A 13,404-nucleotide genomic window follows, 5' to 3' on the forward strand; every position below is an offset into this window, starting at 1 on the left:
CTGCCATTCCTTTTTGTTTTTTTTGATATAGTGCGTATATGGGCTTTCTGATTTTTATGGAGGTTTAGGCAATGGCGATCGCATCAGAGCAACCTAAAAATATAGAGATAACTGGATCATTAAGCACCAATAGCTTATCAATCGAAGAATTTTTGGCTTTACCAGAAACTAAACCTGCTAGTGAATATATTGACGGTCAAATTTATCAGAAACCTATGCCACAGGGACAACATAGTACTTTTCAAGCAGAAATTGTTACCTCAATTAATTTGATTGGGAAGCCTCAAAAACTTGCTTTTGCATTTCCTGAGTTACGCTGTAATTTTGCAGGTATATCAATCGTTCCTGATATTGCGGTGATGCGTTGGACAAATATACCGTTCCTGCCAAATAAACGAGTTGCCAATCAGATTTTGGTTTCCCCTGATTGGATTATTGAGATTCTTTCGCCAGATCAGTCACCTTTGAGGGTAATGAGCAAGATCAGTTCAGCTATTACCAATGGTTCTGAACTTGGTTGGCTAATCTCACCAGCCCAAGATTTTATTATGGTTTTCCAAGGCGATCGCTTCCCTGAAAAAATGTCTGGTAAAGATGTTCTACCCGTTTTAAATGTTTTAAATTGGCAGGTAACGGTGGATGATGTATTTAATTTGTTGTGTTTGGAATAAATTTTAAAATATGCAAGTCTCTGACAAGTCTAGCTTTGAGAATATCTTTATTAATAATCAAAATAATTATGAAATAGTTCCTAGTTTTGATGCTAAAAATCCACCAAAACCAGAGTTAATCGATGCCTGTGTGCATTGCGGCTTTTGTCTATCCACTTGTCCGAGTTATCGCATCATTGGCAAAGAGACAGATTCGCCACGCGGTAGAATCTATTTAATGGATGGAATTAATGAAGGTGAAATTCCCTTATCTCCTGCGATCGCTCAGCATTTTGATACCTGCTTAGGTTGCTTAGCCTGTGTCACTACTTGCCCCTCTGGTGTGCAGTATGACCAACTCATCGAGGCAACTCGCGCCCAAGTAGAACGCAACCATCCGCGATCGCTACCTGAGCAATTATTACGGAAGTTTATCTTTGCCACATTCCCCTATCCCAATCGCCTCCGAGTCCTGCTTGCGCCACTATTGGTTTATCAGAAATTAGGTTTCCAAAAACTATTGCGATCGACAGGTTGGCTAGAGAAGTTTCTACCTGAACAAATTACAGCAATGGAATCGGTATTACCCGAACTCACTCCCGCAGCATTTAAAGATAACTTACCTGAAGTGATTCCAGCCAAGGGAGAGAAGCGTTATCGCGTCGGTATGATTTTAGGCTGTGTGCAGCGCGTATTTTTGCCAGAGGTGAATAATGCCACCGTGCGCGTATTAACTGCTAATGGTTGCGAAATCGTTATTCCAAAATCCCAAGGCTGTTGCGGAGCTTTGACCCATCACCAAGGACAAGAAGCGCAAACTCTGGAACTTGCTAAGCAAACTATTGATACCTTTGCAAATCTCAATCTTGATGCTGTGTTAATCAATGCGTCAGGTTGTGGGCATACCCTCAAGGAATATGGTCACATTCTCAAAGACGATCCTAAGTATGCCGAAAAAGCAAAGGCATTCTCTAGCAAAGTGAAGGATGTACAGGAATTTCTGGACAATGTGGGCTTGACTGCGAAGTTGTCACCTTTGCAGGATCAGCCATTGGCGATCGCCTATCAAGATGCTTGCCACATGCTGCATGGACAAAAAATCAGCCTCGAACCCCGCCGCCTCTTGCGCCAGATTCCCAACGTGCAGTTAAGGGAATCCGTTGATGCTGCGCTCTGTTGCGGTAGTGCAGGTATCTACAATATTTTGCAGCCAGAAGTTGGTAATGAGTTGGGAGAGATGAAGGTAAATAACCTCACGGACACTGGTGCAGAGGTGATTGCTTCGGCAAATGTGGGATGTATTACCCAAATTCGTAAGCATTTAAAATTGCAAAATAAGAATGTTCTACTCATGCATCCAATGGAGCTTTTAGACTATTCCATTCGCGGTAAAAAACTTGATTCAAGACAGTAATTCTTAAATTAATGAACCCAGATAGCAAGCCTGAATTTATTGAAATTTCTAAGGCTGAGATTTGCTTGTATAGAAATTTCCTGCATGACTGGGAAGCTCAAAGAGTTTACCAAGAATTAATTGAAAATATTGCTTGGCAACAAGATTTAATTAAGTTATATGGTCGTAAAATTCCAATTCCTCGTTTAACAGCTTGGTATGGGGATGAGGGAGTATCTTATAAATATTCGGGTATCTTGATGCAACCTCATCCTTGGACAGAAACTTTATCTCAACTTAAAAATTGGATTGAAAATCGAATATCTGGTAAATTTAATAGTGTTTTACTTAATCACTATCGAAATGGTAATGATAGTGTTGCATGGCATAGTGATGATGAGCCAGAATTAGGCGAAAATCCAATAATTGCATCTTTAAGTTTAGGTGTATCCAGAAAATTTGAAATGCGATCGCGATCGCATCCAGATGTAGATAAGTTAGAAATATTACTGAACAGTGGTGATTTATTAATAATGGGTGGGGACACTCAGCAAAATTGGCAACATCAAATACCAAAAATGCGTAAAGTGACTGAATCTAGAATTAATTTAACTTTTAGAAGTATTCTTATATCTATAGACGAAATGGGAATAGGATAACTATTATGAATAAATTAAATAAGATTTATGATCTAATTTTAGAGGGTCTGTATTCATCCTATGGAATTACATCTGAATTGGGAAGGAAAGAATTCTTGAGTGGGTTAAAACCACATATTCGAGATCTCAGAGAAAGTTTTCAGAATAAACAGGTCAGAGTTGATTACTCAAATAAAAATATCCAAGCTGCTTATTTAATAGCATATTATCCCTCTTATGTCGAAATGACCTATGAAGTTTTAAATCGTCATGGGGTTGAAGCTTTATCTTTTAAAAACAAAGAACTTAATGTATGTTTGTTTGGGGCAGGTGCCGCTCCTGAAGCAATCGCTTTACTAAACTTTATTACAACTCATAATCTGAATAATATTGAGGTAGTAGTTATTCGTGCCTACGATATTTTTGCATCAACTTGGAGCTTTAGCCTTGATTTAATAGAACAGTTTATTGTCCCCCATTTTTGGGAATCAAAAAAATTTAAACTAATTGGTAGAGACTTAGATTTATGTAAGCATGATGGATTCAAAGATATTAGACAGGAGATTCGCAATTCTAACCTGTTGATATTTCAAAATTGTTTAAATGAACTTGATGATAGAAATACAGCAATTCAAAATATAAAATATTTAGCACAAAATATCTCGCCAGAAAGTACGTTAATTATTGCAGACTTATCTGGATATCAAGTAGTAATAGAAGCAAAATCAAAAATCGAATATATTTTAAAAGAAATCCCTCGTTTAAATTTTTTTAAATCAAATGATAAGGAAGAAATACGCATAAAAACATTAATTCCGTTGATTATTAAGCAAAATCTTTTAACAGGAAGTGATGGATTAATCCCACGATCAACAGTTAAATTTAATTTTATTAGTGCCTACCACTTGCCAGAAGCTCCAGATGTTATTCCTGATACTATTTCTTTAGAAATTTTGCGAGCTTATATTGAGAATCTAGAAATTACGCAACGTAATACACAGCAGGAAAATGAAGAATTAAGAAATTTGCTAAATCATTTACAGCAACAGACGCAAGATTTACAAAGGCGATTGGATGAACAAGTGAGATCTTCTATCAATTTTGAAGACAAAGAAAATAGAGATTTGTCACTAGAAAGATTAGATAAATCTGTAGCCGCAGTAGATATATCTTTGCGTGAGCTAATTCTTCAGAATCGAGACGCAGTATTATCACAAACTAAACTAGCTCATCGCAAGCTAGAAAAAAGATTGTGGATAGCAATTATTGGTGCTGGAGGATTAGGAATAATTGCAATTTGTTTATTATTAATTTCTTTGTTTCGTCGCTAGATAAAATTAATTGATATTAGGAACTAACATATGAAAGGATCTTGTTTACTGAATCTGATAAATATAACCATCATCAACCCGTACTCCATTAACCATATTATCCGTTAGCCTTCTACCTGATAAATTACGATGCCATTGTAATTGGGAGTGACGCAAATCCTCAATTAACTCATGTTTGGGGCTTACCGCAATAAGTGAAGTCCAATCAATTTTTAATTCTGGTTGAACATCACGAAATACTGTCAAAATCTCTTTATAGGCTTTTAGAGTACCTTCGCGATCGCATATCTCTGAAGTCAACATCAAATGCCACGACTCTGAATCCGAAGAATAAATCCAAAGTGCCGAATCAGTTGATAGCCCTGCTAAGTTGAGAGCATCAATTAATCTTTGCCCTTCTTCAATTTCATAGTTTAGTAATGTTGCTGTAGCCATTGAAAAACTCCATCATCAGGATCGGCAATTGCTGAGTACATATCGCGAGCTTCTTGTTCAGTATATGTTTTATAGCGGCTTTCAGGCTTCCAGTGTTCTATAACTAACAACCAATTAGAACCAAAATTTGGATCGCTACGACGAGATGCTAATTCTTTGTCAAGTTTAGCATTTTTAACAAGTTTGACTAAATCGTGAGTGTGGCTATCTATAGCCATTTGCTTATCAGGAAAATCAAATTCTTTAGTATGTTTAGCAATACAGGCTTTCAAAGCGCACTCTACTATATAGCCACTGAGATAATAGGCTCCAGAATATTGATCATTTTGGAGGAGTACTTCGGCTTCTTTAAGGCGAATGCGTGCTAGGTTTTGAAAATCTTGCTTATTCAAGGAAATAGCGTAACCTTATTGCTGTAGTTATACTTAAATATATCAGCAGAAAAGATCTATAGACAGCGATAGCCTATTCCGCCGATTAATTTTTGCCCTAAAGTATATGCTCAAAATTCTGACAAATCAGCGATTAATATCGACAAAGATAGCCATAGCGATCGCCCTAAGCGCTTTATCTATACCTAACGCCACAAATGCCGAAGGCTATATAAATAAGCGGGTTTGTCCTGCGGATTTTCCGAGTTTGAGCAAGGCTTTAGCTAAAGATTTACCAGATTATCTCAATCGTGTTTATAGTCGCCTACGCATTAAACGCGAAGTAATGACCATCAGTCAGCCAGAACTTGAGCCTCTGCCACTATCCCCTGACCAAGCACGCGATCGACTACCAGAGCAGATTTTTTTATCAGTATTAGAAAGACAGACGGGCAAAGTAGAGACTTCGCAACGGGCTTATTGGTTATTTGTGGTTCCAACTTCTAAAGGTTGGCGCTTAGATATGGCTTTTATGCGAATTGGGCAAGCGCCGCCTGTAGATGTCAGTGATGCAGCGATCGCTGATGCTGCCAATAAATGGCTACGCGACTACTGCGATCCTCGTTATAGGCTCTAGGGGCAGTTACTATTTTTAAAACTATAGCCATCTTATTTCATTTATGGGATTAAATAGTTGGTGAGAGTGCGCCTCTTTGGGGCGCACTCTCACCAACTACTTAGGATTGCTCTATGTCTCTATTTGAAACCGTTAAATCGCAAATGCCTGCTGAGATTCCCGCCCAATTAGAACGGATGGATGCTTTTTGGTCGAGCTATCGTCAGCAGCCTCAAGCGATCGCCAAAGTTGTTAGTAGTTCGCAAAGTAACCTTGGTGATAGGGACTTTGATGTAATTGTTTGTGGAGGGACTTTAGGGATTTTTATCGCCTGTGCTTTGCAAATCAAAGGATGGCAGGTTGCGGTTATAGAGCAAGGGCTCTTACGAGGTCGTACACAGGAATGGAATATTTCGCGAAAAGAATTAAATACTTTTTTAGAATTAAATTTGCTTACGGAAATAGAACTAGAAGCGGCGATCGCTACGGTCTATAATCCTGCTAGAGTCGGCTTTCAGGGAGGGAAAGATCTATGGGTGCGGGATATTCTGAATATTGGAGTTGATCCAGTTTATTTATTAGAAGTTCTCAAACAGAAGTTTTTAGATGATGGTGGTACTTTGTTAGAGAAAGCTGCATTTAAACAAGCAATTGTATATAGCGACGGTGTTGCGGTTGAGGTTAAGTCCATCTCTAACGATGAGCTTAAGATTCTCACGGGGAGACTATTATTAGATGTTATGGGACATTTCTCACCGATCGCCAAGCAAGGGCGATCGCTAGTTCAGGGAAACATTAAACCCGATGGAGTCTGTATGGTGGTGGGCAGTTGTGCGAAGGGATTACCAGAAAAGCCTTATGGAGACTTGATTTATAGCTTTGCACCGATTCAAAATCAATGTCAGTACTTTTGGGAAGCATTCCCTGCTAAGGATGGCAGAACTACCTATATGTTTACCTATGTTGATGCCGATCCTTTGCGTCCTAGTTTCGCTCAATTGATGGAAGATTATTTGTTTTGGTTGCCGAAATATCAAGAAGTGGAACTAAAGCAAATTCAATTTGAGCGAGTTCTCTTTGGCTTCTTTCCATCTTACAAACAGAATCCTTTACAAACTCCTTGGGATCGAATTTTGCAGGTAGGTGATAGTTCAGGAATGCAATCTCCGCTTAGTTTTGGTGGTTTTGGGGCAATGGTGCGTCATTTGCCACGTTTAACGATGGGAATTGAAGCAGCCTTGGGTGGTGATTTGTTAGCTAAAGAGAATTTGCGATCGCTACAGCCCTATCAACCGAATCTATCGGTAACATGGCTATTTCAAAAATCCATGAGCGTAGCCGTCAATCAACAAATTGAAAGCGATCGCATTAATTATTTGCTAGGTGTCACGTTTACAGCAATGGAAAAACTTGGCGATCAAGTTCTCTATCCTTTTTTACAAGATGTGGTGCAGTTTATACCCCTTGCAAAAACTATGTTGGCGATGTCTATTGCCGATCCCGTGTTAGTTCTGAAAATCATGCAGCAAGTAGGCTTTGGCGCTTTGCTAGATTGGCTAAAGCATTACTTCAATTTGGGAGCGTACAGCTTTTTAAATCAAATTGGCGATCGCCTTGAACCAGCGATCGCTAATTTGCTGCCCGAACAACAGTATCAATTAAACAGAAAAATTGAAGCTTGGTATTACGGTTCAGGCGGAGATTATGAAAGTGCTGCGAAGCAGCGCTTTCATAATTTAGAGGACGCTTGCTAATAGAGCTTTTTGGGCATGGAGACGATTTTCGGCTTCATCCCAAATGCGAGACTGACTTCCTTCCATTACTTCATCAGTAATTTCTTCACCACGATGGGCAGGTAAACAATGCAAGGCGATCGCTTCGGGATCAGCCAAAGCCATCAGTTCTGAGTTGAGTTGATAAGGTTGGAAAACGGGAATCCGATCCTCTGCTTCAGATTCCTGTCCCATACTTGCCCAGACATCGGTATAAAGTACATGAGCCGCCCGCGAAGCAAGCTTTGGATCTTCGGTGACAATTACTTCGGAATTTGTGGCTAGAGCCTTCGCTTGAGCGACGATTTTAGGATCGGGAGCAAAATTCTTGGGGGAAGCAATACGAACATTCATTCCCACCAGAGCGCAGCCAATCATTAGAGAATGCGCCATATTGTTACCATCTCCCAAATAGGTCAGAGTCAACCCCTTAAGAGTCCCAAATTTTTCTAAAACAGTTAGCAAATCGGCAAGGACTTGGCAAGGATGCTCTAGATCGCTGAGAGCATTGATAATGGGCATTTTGCAGAATTGGGCAAAGGTTTCTAATTCTGCTTGCTCAAAGGTGCGAATGGCAAGAACATCTAAATAGCGATCTAGAACTCTCGCCGTATCTTTAATTGGTTCGCCGCGACTTACCTGCGTTACATTCGGATCGAGGTCGATCACATGCCCCCCCAGTTGATGCATCGCTACGGTAAAGCTGACTCTTGTGCGGGTAGATGCTTTGCGAAAGAGCAAGCCAAGGGTTTTGCGCTGAAAGTCAAATTTCACTTCTCCAGCCTTTAATTGTAGAGCTAAAGTCAGTAATTCCTGAAGTTCGCTTGGTTGTAAGTCTGCCAAACTAAGAAGGTCGCGTCCCTGAAGATTTCCCATTGTTTTCTGTGGATGAAGCTTGTGCAAAAGCTGATAGTGAATTGATCTGAGATTACAAGTTACAGAGCAATTAGACAAATAATTGTTCGGTATTATCAAAACCTCGTACGCTAAAAAAAAATCTTGCGGTTTATTTGAGTGGTAATTGTTTTAGTAGAAATATTGCAAAGCAATATTTCTACTAAAACAATTAGATCTTTACGCCCGATTTGCGAGCAATCCAAATTTCCCAATTGCGGAGAAAGCTTGATCGCGCCTTAAAGATGGTGGCAAGGGTCGGTTTAAATACAATTTCTTCGCTCGGCGGCTGCACCAAAATTGTGAATAGCCCCAACCGATTGCCCACGATCGTATCGGTAAAGAGCCGATCGCCCACCATGGCTACTTGCTCTGGTGGTAATTTCATTGCTTCTAAAACTTGACGCACTACTCGACGCGAAGGCTTACCTGCACGACTGCGATAAGGAAGGTTAAGACTTTCAGCCACCTTTTGAATACGGCGATCGCTAAAATTATTACTGGCTAGCCAAATGGGATATCGCTGGCTCATTAATTCCACCCATTTACGAATATCCTCTGAGACATCGGATTCATCATCCCCGATTAAAGTATTATCAACGTCCAAAATTAGTCCGCGCAAACCGTACTTTTCCATCAATTGCGGTGCGATCGCGGTAATCGGTGATGACAAAACTAAATCAGGAGCAATAAGTCGCCAAGGTTTCACAAAAATTTTGGTGATGTTAACTAAATTATTAAGAATATCTTAACCCAGAAACAACTCTATGCCAAATCTCAAAGATAAAAGGCGGCGCTTTGCGTCGCCTTTTATCTTTGAGATTTGGACTGTATTTTTTTGTCGATCGCTTGTAAAGCCTTTTCGTGATCTTCTAAATTACGGCTAAACACATGACTTCCATCGTATTTCGCCACAAAGAACAAATAATCCGTAGGTGAAGGCTCTAGCGTTGCTTTGAGACTCGCTAACCCTACCGAAGCGATCGGTCCCGGAGGTAACCCCTCATTGAGATAGGTATTGTAAGGTGAAGCAGTACGAACCTGTTCTAGAGTAAGCGGATTTTCGGGAGTTTGCTTAATATTTAAGCCATACTCAACGGTTGGATCGGACTCCAAACGCATATTTTTTCTAATACGATTCCAAAATACCCCCGAAATCACTCGTCGCTCGGCTTCAATTACCGCTTCCTTTTCGACAATGCTGGCAAGGGTAACCCAATCCTTAAGACTAATTTTGACCCTTGGTTTACCTGCTTGATTTTCTTTATAGATAGGCAAAGCTACCTGCTCAAACCGATCTAGCATCAGATCAATAATGAGATCGGGAGTTGCTTCCGATGGCAAAATTTGATAGGTATCAGGGAAAAGAAAACCTTCTAAACTGGGAATGTCATCGGGAAGCCAAGCCCTTCGCCTTGGATTAGTCCGTTGAGCCGCAGCAATAAAATCCTTAGCAGTAAAAAATCCCTGCTTCTCAAATAGCTCAGACATCTGGGCGATCGACCATCCCTCGGGAATGGTAAATCGCACTTCTGAAGATTTAGCCGTTTGAATCTGAGAGACAACCTCTTGCAATGATTGATTTGTAGCAAAGTCATAGGTTCCAGACCTCAGAGCTACTGATTCACTACCGCGCAGAGATTGCCATTGTATCCACAGACGTAGCGCCAGACTAGAGCGAATTACGCCTGCGGATTCCAACTCTTGAGCGATCGCTTGAGTAGGCATTCCATCGGAGATAGTGAGTCGTACTTTTGCTCCAAAAGTACTTGGCGCTGAACTTGCCCATATCCACCAAGAGCTGCTAGCAATGCCAGTTAACAGAATCGTAATTGGCAAGGCTAGCCCATAAAAAAGCCAATTAGAACTCTTCTTCGGCATCTTCTGTGCTGAGGACATGGTCTAGATATTGCTCCACATAAGGCTCAAGGGCTGCCATTTCCTCAGGTGTCAGGATTTCGGGCTGTCCCTTGTCCCCCACTTTAGCGATAAACATTAGAGGATCGAGGGCTGTAAATACAGAGAATGCTTGTTCTTCGTAATAAAAGTGAGCTAGCTCTTGAAATTCACTACAGTTACCGTCTTCTTCAGTATCAATTTCAATAATATCTTCTTCAGTGGGTTCTGGTAGTTCACCATCAACGGTCAGAGTGTAGGCTGAGCGCTTTAGAGAAAGATTTTGTTCTGCTAAAACCGCCTGAGCTACTGGAAAAATTAGATCAATTTCTTCGTCGGTGACATCGACTAATTCAGTTTCTTCTTCGTCATCGGTTTCTTGCCATGCGAATATTTGCACAGAAAAGTCCACTGGTTGTAGCAGTAAATATTCGGTAGTATCTACTTTAAACGCAGTTTCAATAGTGCAAGGCAAGCTTTTACCTGCTTCATCCGTGAGTACGATCGTCGATCCTTCCATAGATTGCTTTTTTGTATCCTATAGCACTACTAGCTCAGAGAAACGCTCTTATATAAGGCTTTTGGCGCTCTTAAGCATTATGACAGCAAATGGGACAAAAAATTATGGACGGTGCATCGCACCGTCCATAATTTTTTGTCCCATTACTCACCCAGAGAATCGCCGCCTTTCTGTTTTAAAAGATTAAGGGCGGCGCTTCGCGCCTACCTTAATCTTTTGGGTTTTATATGCTTTGCTGGCGCTTGATAGCTAGCCATTGCTGCAAAATCAAAGCGGCGGCTTTACGATCAATCATGGCTTTGTTTTCTCTGGTGGAAATGCCCTGCGATCGCATCATTTCTTCGGCTTCGTAAGAAGTGAGTCGTTCATCGACAAATTCCACCGCAATGCTTAGTTGCTTAGAAGCCCCATTGGCAAATTTTTGGACTTGTTTAGCTTGATAGCCGAGGGAGCCGTCCATGTTGTAGGGCAAGCCAATGACCAAAACATCAACCTCACGCTCTTGAATTAGCGATCGCAGTTCGTCCATATCCTCTTGCCATGACTTACGAATAATCGTGGTGATGCCATGAACGGATATGCCAAGGCGATCGCAACCTGCCACCCCAATCCTTTTTCGACCAACATCTAATCCTAATGCTGCATACTGCATAGCTTTTAATTTAAGTGACGCAAAGCGTCACTTAGGCTAACTCCTTTGAAATGGTTGTACCTTTTGGATCAAAGTTCGCGATCGCGCAATAATTGTTGTCCAGTCAGCCTCAACGATCGCTTCAGGAGAAAATAAATGGCTGGAAATACCCACCGCGATCGCCCCAGCCTCCAAAAATTTATCCGCATTTTCAATCGTAATCCCGCCTGTCGGAATCAAGGGAATATCGCGCAATACTGGCTGCAAACATTGCAAATAATCAAAGCCACCCATCACTTTGATCGGAAAAACTTTGACGGCTGCTGCTCCCGCTTGCCAAGCGGTGACGATTTCTGTAGGGGTTAATGCTCCTGCAATTACGGGAATATTATTTTCTAAGCCTTTGGTAATAAGATCGCGACTTGTGTGGGGTGTAAATAAAAAGCTACAACCACAGGCGATCGCCCTTTCCGCCATATCTAAGTCTAAAACTGTCCCTGCGCCAATTTTGCAATCAGGTAATTCTTGTTGCAATTTGGGAATTAGTGACTCAGCGCGATCGGTATTCCACGCGATCTCAATCAGCTTAATTCCACCTGCGGCGGCGGCAAGAGCCATTTCTCTAGCGATAACCACGTTATCGGCACGTATAACGGCAATAATGCGATGTTGCTGCAACAAACTGAGCCAAGGGTTCACAGGATTTTTTGCAAAATATGTTGCGATAAACTGCCACAGATCATGACATAGAATGATCACAAAGAGAAAGATGGAGCAATGCTCCATCTTTCTCTTTGTTAGGACTTACGCATCGTTAATAAAGTTTTTTCATCAGAGTTTCTATGGCTTTAAATGTTGGCGATCGCGCCCCAGATTTTAGTTTGTCTGATACCAATGGCAACACTGTCAGCCTATCTAGTCTCAAAGGTAAGCGCATTATTTTATACTTCTATCCCCGTGACAATACCCCCGGATGTACCAAAGAAGCCTGTGGCTTCCGTGATAATTACGCCCAGTTTCAGGAAAAAAATACTTTGATTTTTGGGGTCAGTACCGATGATGCCAAAGCTCACCAAAAATTTACCACCAAATACAATCTCCCCTTTCCCCTACTCTGCGATGTGGATGGGCAGGTTGCTACAGCCTACGAAAGCTATGGCAAGAAGAAATTTATGGGTAAAGAGTATGTAGGTGTTTTTCGCAATACCTTTGTAATTGATGCTAACGGTAATATTGAGAAAATTTATCTGGGAGTCAAAGCAGAATTACACCCTGCTCAAGTCCTTGCTGACATTTATTAAAAGCCACATGACTAAACCTGTTATTAAGCCTTGGTTAATCCGCGATCGCCAATTTATTTGGGGCGATCGCACCTATCTGATGGGCGTTTTGAATGTTACACCCGATAGCTTTAGTGATGGCGGGAAATTTAACTCCTGTGATGCTGCGATTAAGCAAGTAGAGCAAATGTTGCCCTATATTGACATCCTCGATATTGGCGGCGAATCAACACGTCCCAACGCCGAAGCAGTAAGTGCGGCGGAAGAATGCGATCGGGTACTTCCCATTATTAAAGCCCTACGCGACGCATATCCTCAGTTGCCGATATCGGTAGATACGATGAAAGCAAGTGTGGCTAAAGAAGCGATCGCCGTAGGTGCAGATATTTTAAATGATGTATCCGCAGGTCGCTTTGATCCTGAAATGCTGCCCCTTGTTGGTAAATTACAAGTGCCAATTTTCTTGATGCACATGCAAGGCGAGCCAAGAACGATGCAACTCAAGCCCCATTATCGCCATGTCGTCCAAGATATTAAGCAATTTCTAAATGATGCGATTTTAGTCGCTAAGGCTTGCGGCATTCCGAAACATCTCATTGCGATCGACCCGGGGATTGGATTTGGAAAAAACCTTGAGCATAATCTAGAAATTATCAAAAATTTATCCGTATTTCAGGATATTGGCGCTCCATTACTATTAGGAGTTTCGCGTAAAACTTTTATTGGTAAGCTTTGCGATCGCCCTGAACCAAGCGATCGGCTATTAGGAACCATTGCCGCCTGTGGAGCTTGTATTGCTGGTGGAGCCGATATTTTGCGAGTCCACGATCCTAAAGAGATTGCCGAAGCCTGCCGAGTGAGTGATGCTATTTATCGATAAATAATGTGATGGAGAGCATCACATTATTTATCGATGAAATGAAGACAATTACGACACTTAGCTGCACAAGCCTTCGATTTATAGAAAAACTGCATAG

Annotated in this window: 16 protein-coding genes; 8 read left to right on the forward strand and 8 right to left on the reverse strand. The window is 41.2% G+C overall.

Features of this window, described 5'->3' with window-relative positions; genetic code table 11:
- Positions 1 to 71: 71 nt before the first annotated feature.
- The 4 genes from H6F42_RS04695 to H6F42_RS04710 are packed head-to-tail and all read left to right on the forward strand — an operon-like array spanning position 72 to position 4,012.
- On the forward strand, positions 72 to 671 hold the full coding sequence (locus H6F42_RS04695; RefSeq protein ID WP_190398204.1) for a Uma2 family endonuclease: 600 nt from the start codon (positions 72 to 74) through the stop codon (positions 669 to 671).
- Positions 672 to 681: 10 nt separating this feature from the next.
- Positions 682 to 2,064, forward strand: coding sequence for a heterodisulfide reductase-related iron-sulfur binding cluster (locus tag H6F42_RS04700; protein WP_190398205.1), 1,383 nt, complete (start codon positions 682 to 684; stop codon positions 2,062 to 2,064).
- Between the two features lie 11 nt (positions 2,065 to 2,075).
- A complete protein-coding gene (locus H6F42_RS04705; RefSeq protein ID WP_190398206.1) occupies positions 2,076 to 2,702 on the forward strand; it encodes an alpha-ketoglutarate-dependent dioxygenase AlkB in 627 nt (208 codons plus the stop codon).
- Positions 2,703 to 2,707: 5 nt separating this feature from the next.
- Positions 2,708 to 4,012: a hypothetical protein gene (locus H6F42_RS04710; protein WP_190398207.1), complete on the forward strand. Its 1,305-nt coding sequence runs from the start codon at positions 2,708 to 2,710 to the stop codon at positions 4,010 to 4,012.
- Between the two features lie 45 nt (positions 4,013 to 4,057).
- Here the strand turns inward: H6F42_RS04710 and H6F42_RS04715 are convergent, their stop codons facing one another.
- Both H6F42_RS04715 and H6F42_RS04720 read right to left on the reverse strand, forming a co-directional pair.
- Positions 4,058 to 4,447 carry a hypothetical protein gene (locus H6F42_RS04715; protein WP_190398208.1) on the reverse strand — a complete coding sequence of 130 codons (390 nt, stop codon included), beginning with the start codon at positions 4,445 to 4,447 and terminating at the stop codon, positions 4,058 to 4,060.
- Complete coding sequence (locus tag H6F42_RS04720; RefSeq protein WP_190398209.1) at positions 4,426 to 4,839, reverse strand: HEPN domain-containing protein; 414 nt, start codon at positions 4,837 to 4,839, stop codon at positions 4,426 to 4,428. Before H6F42_RS04720 ends, H6F42_RS04715 begins: the two co-directional genes overlap by 22 nt.
- A gap of 106 nt (positions 4,840 to 4,945) precedes the next feature.
- On the opposite strand from H6F42_RS04720, the gene H6F42_RS04725 reads away from it, so the two are divergent.
- On the forward strand, positions 4,946 to 5,455 hold the full coding sequence (locus tag H6F42_RS04725; protein WP_190398210.1) for a hypothetical protein: 510 nt from the start codon (positions 4,946 to 4,948) through the stop codon (positions 5,453 to 5,455).
- Between the two features lie 113 nt (positions 5,456 to 5,568).
- Positions 5,569 to 7,188, forward strand: coding sequence for an FAD-binding oxidoreductase (locus tag H6F42_RS04730; protein ID WP_190398211.1), 1,620 nt, complete (start codon positions 5,569 to 5,571; stop codon positions 7,186 to 7,188).
- On the opposite strand, the gene argF is transcribed toward H6F42_RS04730, so the two are convergent.
- From argF to H6F42_RS04760, 6 genes are all read right to left on the reverse strand, one after another.
- Complete coding sequence (gene argF / locus H6F42_RS04735; protein ID WP_190398212.1) at positions 7,171 to 8,082, reverse strand: ornithine carbamoyltransferase; 912 nt, start codon at positions 8,080 to 8,082, stop codon at positions 7,171 to 7,173. The two genes, H6F42_RS04730 and argF, sit on opposite strands and share 18 nt — an antisense overlap.
- Before the next feature lie 190 nt (positions 8,083 to 8,272).
- Positions 8,273 to 8,845 (reverse strand): YqeG family HAD IIIA-type phosphatase, encoded by a 573-nt coding sequence (locus H6F42_RS04740; RefSeq protein ID WP_347272287.1) that lies wholly within the window; start codon positions 8,843 to 8,845, stop codon positions 8,273 to 8,275.
- Between the two features lie 65 nt (positions 8,846 to 8,910).
- Positions 8,911 to 9,999 carry an endolytic transglycosylase MltG gene (gene mltG, locus H6F42_RS04745; RefSeq protein ID WP_242018329.1) on the reverse strand — a complete coding sequence of 363 codons (1,089 nt, stop codon included), beginning with the start codon at positions 9,997 to 9,999 and terminating at the stop codon, positions 8,911 to 8,913.
- Complete coding sequence (locus H6F42_RS04750) at positions 9,962 to 10,516, reverse strand: DUF3727 domain-containing protein (RefSeq protein ID WP_190398213.1); 555 nt, start codon at positions 10,514 to 10,516, stop codon at positions 9,962 to 9,964. Before H6F42_RS04750 ends, mltG begins: the two co-directional genes overlap by 38 nt.
- A gap of 223 nt (positions 10,517 to 10,739) precedes the next feature.
- Positions 10,740 to 11,168 carry a Holliday junction resolvase RuvX gene (gene ruvX, locus H6F42_RS04755; RefSeq protein ID WP_190398214.1) on the reverse strand — a complete coding sequence of 143 codons (429 nt, stop codon included), beginning with the start codon at positions 11,166 to 11,168 and terminating at the stop codon, positions 10,740 to 10,742.
- Between the two features lie 36 nt (positions 11,169 to 11,204).
- Positions 11,205 to 11,846 (reverse strand): bifunctional 4-hydroxy-2-oxoglutarate aldolase/2-dehydro-3-deoxy-phosphogluconate aldolase, encoded by a 642-nt coding sequence (locus H6F42_RS04760; RefSeq protein ID WP_190398215.1) that lies wholly within the window; start codon positions 11,844 to 11,846, stop codon positions 11,205 to 11,207.
- A gap of 143 nt (positions 11,847 to 11,989) precedes the next feature.
- Between H6F42_RS04760 and bcp the strand changes: the two genes are divergently transcribed.
- Both bcp and folP read left to right on the forward strand, forming a co-directional pair.
- Complete coding sequence (bcp, locus tag H6F42_RS04765; RefSeq protein WP_190398216.1) at positions 11,990 to 12,448, forward strand: thioredoxin-dependent thiol peroxidase; 459 nt, start codon at positions 11,990 to 11,992, stop codon at positions 12,446 to 12,448.
- A 7-nt stretch (positions 12,449 to 12,455) separates the two neighbouring features.
- Positions 12,456 to 13,307 (forward strand): dihydropteroate synthase, encoded by an 852-nt coding sequence (gene folP, locus H6F42_RS04770; protein WP_190398217.1) that lies wholly within the window; start codon positions 12,456 to 12,458, stop codon positions 13,305 to 13,307.
- Positions 13,308 to 13,404 lie beyond the last annotated feature (97 nt).

The sequence above is a fragment of the Pseudanabaena sp. FACHB-1998 genome (genome assembly GCF_014696355.1).
Classification (GTDB): domain Bacteria; phylum Cyanobacteriota; class Cyanobacteriia; order Pseudanabaenales; family Pseudanabaenaceae; genus Pseudanabaena.

Excerpts from the sequence above, each read along its gene's own strand:
- H6F42_RS04750 (WP_190398213.1), bottom strand. The coding sequence starts at position 10,516 with ATGGAAGGATCGACGATCGTACTCACGGATGAAGCAGGTAAAAGCTTG.
- H6F42_RS04700 (WP_190398205.1), top strand. The coding sequence starts at position 682 with ATGCAAGTCTCTGACAAGTCTAGCTTTGAGAATATCTTTATTAATAAT.
- argF (WP_190398212.1), bottom strand. The coding sequence starts at position 8,082 with ATGGGAAATCTTCAGGGACGCGACCTTCTTAGTTTGGCAGACTTACAA.
- bcp (WP_190398216.1), top strand. The coding sequence starts at position 11,990 with ATGGCTTTAAATGTTGGCGATCGCGCCCCAGATTTTAGTTTGTCTGAT.
- mltG (WP_242018329.1), bottom strand. The coding sequence starts at position 9,999 with ATGTCCTCAGCACAGAAGATGCCGAAGAAGAGTTCTAATTGGCTTTTT.
- H6F42_RS04705 (WP_190398206.1), top strand. The coding sequence starts at position 2,076 with ATGAACCCAGATAGCAAGCCTGAATTTATTGAAATTTCTAAGGCTGAG.
- ruvX (WP_190398214.1), bottom strand. The coding sequence starts at position 11,168 with ATGCAGTATGCAGCATTAGGATTAGATGTTGGTCGAAAAAGGATTGGG.
- H6F42_RS04730 (WP_190398211.1), top strand. The coding sequence starts at position 5,569 with ATGTCTCTATTTGAAACCGTTAAATCGCAAATGCCTGCTGAGATTCCC.
- H6F42_RS04710 (WP_190398207.1), top strand. The coding sequence starts at position 2,708 with ATGAATAAATTAAATAAGATTTATGATCTAATTTTAGAGGGTCTGTAT.
- H6F42_RS04695 (WP_190398204.1), top strand. The coding sequence starts at position 72 with ATGGCGATCGCATCAGAGCAACCTAAAAATATAGAGATAACTGGATCA.
- H6F42_RS04725 (WP_190398210.1), top strand. The coding sequence starts at position 4,946 with ATGCTCAAAATTCTGACAAATCAGCGATTAATATCGACAAAGATAGCC.
- H6F42_RS04715 (WP_190398208.1), bottom strand. The coding sequence starts at position 4,447 with ATGGCTACAGCAACATTACTAAACTATGAAATTGAAGAAGGGCAAAGA.
- folP (WP_190398217.1), top strand. The coding sequence starts at position 12,456 with ATGACTAAACCTGTTATTAAGCCTTGGTTAATCCGCGATCGCCAATTT.